Origin of the sequence: Microcoleus sp. S1D4 (assembly GCF_036700765.1) — a bacterium.
Classification (GTDB): domain Bacteria; phylum Cyanobacteriota; class Cyanobacteriia; order Cyanobacteriales; family Microcoleaceae; genus Microcoleus.
Genome location: NZ_JAUBPP010000025.1, coordinates 10,374 through 15,898 on the forward strand (window position 1 = coordinate 10,374; position 5,525 = coordinate 15,898).

Annotated in this window: 2 protein-coding genes and 1 pseudogene; all 3 read right to left on the bottom strand. The window is 46.8% G+C overall.

The annotated features are described in order from the left end of the window. Positions 1–1,303: 1,303 nt before the first annotated feature. Positions 1,304–2,374: pseudogene (locus QT998_RS22165) on the bottom strand (ABC transporter ATP-binding protein); the annotation flags it as partial. A gap of 642 nt (positions 2,375–3,016) precedes the next feature. Beyond that, the gene (locus QT998_RS22170; protein ID WP_333117851.1) at positions 3,017–3,664 is read right to left on the bottom strand and encodes a Uma2 family endonuclease; all 648 of its coding nucleotides are present in this window, start codon (positions 3,662–3,664) and stop codon (positions 3,017–3,019) included. Between the two features lie 87 nt (positions 3,665–3,751). Continuing rightward, on the bottom strand, positions 3,752–5,398 hold the full coding sequence (locus QT998_RS22175; protein ID WP_333117852.1) for a trypsin-like peptidase domain-containing protein: 1,647 nt from the start codon (positions 5,396–5,398) through the stop codon (positions 3,752–3,754). Positions 5,399–5,525: the final 127 nt, after the last annotated feature.

Here is a 5,525-nt window from a genome sequence, read left to right on the forward strand (position 1 = left end):
TCGGTTCTGGCTGAGAAATTTCTCTCGACTCTACGATTTGTGGAATTTCGAGATTTTCGACAATCGGTTCTGGTTGAGAAGGTTGTCTAGATTCTACGATTTGTGGAATTTCGAGATTTTCGACAATCGGTTCTGGCTGAGAAGGTTGTCTAGATTCTACGATTTGTGGAATTTCGAGATTTTCGACAATCGGTTCTGGCTGAGAAATTTCTCTCGACTCTACGATTTGTGGAATTTCGAGATTTTCGACAATCGGTTCTGGTTGAAAATTGGCTCTAGATTCTTGTCTTTCTACAAGTTCCAGAAAATGTGCTACTGATTGCACTTCAGGTTCTAAATCGTTGATTATCTCTATTGTTTCAAAAATCGGTTCTGGTTGAGAAAATGCGAGAGACTCTGTTGTTTCGACAATTGGTTCTGGTTGAGAAAGCTCGATCGACTCGACAATCGGTTCTGGTTCGGAATACTCGATCGACTCGACAATTGCGACAATCGGTTCTGGTTCGGGATGTGCGATCGACTCGACAATTGCGACAATCGGTTCTGGTTCGGGATGTGCGATCGACTCTACGATTTCGACAATTGCCAGATTTTCGACAATCGGTTCTGGTTCGGGATGTGCGATCGACTCTACGATTTCGACAATTGCCAGATTTTCGACAATCGGTTCTGGTTGAGAAAGCTCGATCGACTCGACAATCGGTTCTGGTTGAGAAAGCTCGATCGACTCGACAGTCGGTTCTGGTTGAGAAAGCTCGATCGACTCGACAGTCGGTTCTGGTTGAGAAAGTGCGATCGACTCTTCTGTTTCTACAACTTCTAGATTTTCGCCAACTGGTGCTGGTGGAGAAGGTTCTATCGGGAGTATCTCACTTTTGTGAAAAATATTTTTCACAAAAGTGAGCATTCTGCTTGCTAGTTTAGATGTCTGTAGCGAGTCAGATGCTGGGGTTCCTGTGACACCCAAACTGAGATGCTTCCCTTTTATCGACTCTGTTGTTTCGAGAATCGGTTCTGGTTCGGGATGTGCGATCGACTCTGTTGTTTCGAGAATCGGTTCTGGTTCGGGATGTTCGATCGACTCTACTGTTTCGACAACTGGCTGGGATTCAGGCTGAGGATGTTCGATCGACTCTGTTGTTTCGACAATTGGCTGGGATTCAGGCGGAGAAAGCTCGATCGACTCTGTTGTTTCGACAATCGGTTCTGGTTCGGGATGTGCGATCGACTCTACTGTTTCTACAGGTTCGGATGCTGAATAAGAATCATAGAGCGACTCTAGCCTATCTGAAACTGGTAGATTTTCCACAATTGGTTGCGGTTCCGATTGATGAACATCGGCGATCGAGTCTTGAATTTCTGTCGCTTGCAGATTTCTATCGACCTCCGGTTCGCTGTGAACAAGAGTTTCTTCCGGTTTATTTTGGGCTGCTGTCAGCCTTAAGAACACATCTTCGAGAGTAGCTTGATTGCGGCGCATCTCGCAGAGTCCGAATCCAGAGGCGATAATAGCTGTGGCAATTTCTCGTCCGGGTTCTATGTCCGATTCGCACAAGGCCCGCAGGTGGTAACGACCTGCTACAAATTGCTGCTTGCGGATTAATTCGACCGATCGAACTCCCTGCACATTTTCCAAAGAAGGCAACAGCAGACTGTTCAACAAATCCGCCTCACCTTCAACTTCCACTTCGTAACCTTCTCCGGTGGCCAACTCTCCCATCAAATTTTCGGGAGTACCCGCAGCGACGATTTTACCGCGATTGATGATGGTGACGCGGTTGCAAGTCATGCTGACTTCCGGCAGAATGTGGGTGGAAAGGATGATTGTGTGCTGGCCGCCGAGGCTTTTGATGAGATTGCGGACTTCGATGATTTGGCGGGGGTCTAGGCCGACGGTTGGTTCGTCTAAGATAATCACTGGCGGGTCGTGGACGATCGCCTGGGCGATACCGACACGTTGCCGAAATCCTTTAGAAAGTTTGCGGATTAAAACTTTGCGTTTATCAACCAGGCCGCAGCGCTCGATCGCGGATGTGACTCGTTGCGCGCGATCGCCCGCCGGTACTTGCTTAATCCTGGCCACAAAAAACAGAAACCCTTCCACAGTCATTTCTGGATAAAGCGGCGGGTTTTCCGGCAGATAGCCGATGCGCTGTCTGACTTCCATCGAGTTTTCGTGTACGTCGAGGCCGGCGATGCGGGCAGTACCGCTGGATGCGGGCAAATATCCCGACAAAATCCGCATGGTTGTGGTTTTTCCTGCGCCGTTGGGCCCCAAAAAACCGAGAATTTCTCCTGATTCGACCGAGAAGGACACGTCCGCGATCGCTGCGGTCGAACCGTAATCCTTGCTTAAGTGTTCTACTTCAATCATTTTTCCGAAGCCAGTCGATTTTAGATTTTAGATTTTAGATGTGACTCAACCGCTTGTGCGCTGTGCGTCTTAGCACGCGAACAGTGGGGGTCGATCGAATTTATGGCGCAAATTTTAATTTGATTTTGTCTTTTAGTGTAGTCCGACCGTAACCAAATCTATCATAAGTGGCGATCGTACCAGAGAAACGCACGACGAGTTTAGGGCTGCCGTTGTCTCTGTCCAGCTAAGGCTGAGATTGCTTTTGCAATTTTATAAGTTTAAGCAATACTTCTCTCACTTAAGTTTTAAAGTTTAAAACAATTACTATTTTTTGGGCTGTAGAGTTCGGTCTTTTATTGATTTCATTCTCATTTAACTGACGAATTTAGGTCGTTTGCGTGGTATTATCAATTTAAAAATCTTGGCTACGTATGTCAATTGATAAAATAAAGCTTGAAACCCTATATATTTCGTTTTAGAATCCTGTTTCGTGCAGTTAATTGTTTTTTATACAAGTCGGTCAAAATATATTTTTGTTGTTGATTGTTAAGCAAGTGTAAAGCGGGGGTTGACAAAATTACGCTTTGATGAATGGGATTTTTTTGACGAACCGCGAAGGCGCAAAGGGCGCGAAGGAAGAGAGGAGGAAGAAAGCAGGAATTATGGTTGCTGAAATTGAGTTAACAGCCAATTTCCTACTTGTGCTTGATCTTGAGTGCGACTCCGCCGCAAAGCCTCTTCCAACAAATCAATAGTTAATCCCGGCAAAACTTCCGATCGCACAATCCGCCGACTGCCATTATCAGCAATAATAGCAAAGGCAATAATTTCGGATTTTTGCACGTCTAGTACCCAATATTCACCGACTTTTAGCTCTTCGTAAAGCAACCGTTTTTCACCAATATCATCAGCCCAAGTAGAGTCAGCAACTTCTATGACTAAATCTGGCGGTGGGGTAACGTCAAGACTTGCGATCAAAGTTCCCCTCGGTGCTAATTGCGCTCTTTCTCCGATATAGTATGATACATCCGGTTGACACTCTCGCACTCCTGTTTTCCTGTAGCTACAGTTATCCAATCCGTTAAGAGAGATACCTTTGATAGTACAAAATAGGTTAATTGCGAAAAGTGCGATCGCATTATCTCGTGAATGATCTGGCCCTACTGACATAGTTTCAATCCTCATTTGTCCGTTGCGGTAGTAGCATTTGGCTTTATTGTAAGCTGGGTCATCTGCCATTGCGATGAATTCTTCCCATGTTGCTACCACCCAGGTGTCTGTAGGTAATTTAGTTGTTAAGGTACTCATTTTTCACCTTTTGATTAGACAGTTTGGGTGACTACTTTTGTTATTCAATGACGCTCTCATTTAATCGTAGCACATTCGATCGCCCGCTCAATTTCCCCTTTTCCAAATCTTAATTTCCCCCAACCAACCCGCACTCACAATCGTCTTAGCATCTGCACTAATTCCCACAGCCGTAACATAGCCCGAATGTCCGCTCAAATTACCTTTCAATTCGCCCGATCGCACATCCCACAATTTCACGCTCTTATCCCAACTCCCGCTAACCAGTATACTCCCATCCCGACTGATAGCCAGCGACCAAACCCCATCAGTATGCCCGCTTAAGCGCCGAATTAACTGCCCGTTTCCGACATTCCACAACCCAATTGTCCCGTTACTGTTTCCCGCAGCCAAAGTTTTCCCATCGGGAGTAAAAACTAGGGACAAAACAGACAAATTTTTGCCAGCAATCGTGCGAATTGCTTGACCTGTTGCTAAATTCCACAACCTAATTGAACCGTCTTTACCGCCGCTAGCTAAAATTTTGCTGTCCGGGCTAATCGCTACAGCATTCACCAGTCCAGAATGCCCGGTTAAAGTCCGCAGCAATTCCCCAGTTTTGGCATTCCAAATCTTCACGGTTTTATCCCAACTGCCACTCGCGACAAACAAGCCGTCGGGACTGAGGGCAACGCTGGAAACAGCACCGGAATGCCCGCTCAAAGTGCGTACAACCGCGCCTGTTTCTAAATTCCAAATTTTTACAGTTTTGTCGTCGCTGCCGCTAGCTAACACTTTTCCGTCCGCACTAGCTGCGAGTGAATTTATGGCTTCTGTGTGTCCTTGCAGGGTAGTTTTTAATTGCCCCTCGGAAAAATTCCAAACTGAGATTGTGCCGTTGCTATTTCCTGTAGTAAAATAAGCTGAAGCTAGGGCAAGGGAACTCACAACTTCTGAAGATCCTTTGAGGCTATTTGTGGCGACAAAGGCGATCGCGCTTCCAGGCTTCCGAGGCGCATTATTAACAGGAGTTTTCGGGTTTCCGGCTGTGGGAGATTGGGGAACTACCGGCAGCGAAACAGCCGATCGCCATTTCATGAAAGTATTGATTTCTATCCCCGCCGCCACGATTTTATCCGAATTTTCCTCTAACCTGACAATGCCGTTAATTGCCACAACTCGCCCCGCATCGTCGAGTACGGGCCCGCCGCTCATCCCCGCTCTCACTAAGTTATTGTATACCAAAGTATAACCGTTCCAGGGAGTTTGGCGGCCGGTAAGCTGACCTTCGGTGGCGATGAAAATCGGCTGTCTCAGGGAACCGCCGGATGCAGGCCAGCCGGCTACATAGGCTTTGTTTCCCTTGGTTGCTGCGGAATTGGCTAATTGAGCGAGGCGGTAGGTTTGAGGGCTGCTGAAGGGCACTACGGCTAAGTCCATCCCCGGCACTCGCCGCACGAGGCTGTAGTATACAGAGTGAGCTACACCATCGGGTGTTACAACTTCGTAATCCCCTGCTTTATCGACAACGTGCCAGTTTGTGAGGATATAGTATGTGCTACCTTGTTTCTCTAAAATTACTCCAGAACCGCCTTTTGGCCCTTGGATGCGGACGGTAATTTGTTTGGCGACGGTTTTTACTGCGTCGGCGGTTAAGCCTAGGGCGATTTGAGGTGATGTGAGTGGAATCAGGGCGATCGAGCTTAGGGCGATCGTAGCACTCAAAATAGCCGGAATTGTTCTGCTGTAGTTCATAATTGTGTCAATTTAACATACCCACCTATCAACGGACGGATCGGTTTTCCGGTTTGTGGCATATTTCCACACCAAATCATTTAATTAGTAGGGTGCGTCAGCTAGAGTTTTTAGTGGATAATTGAAA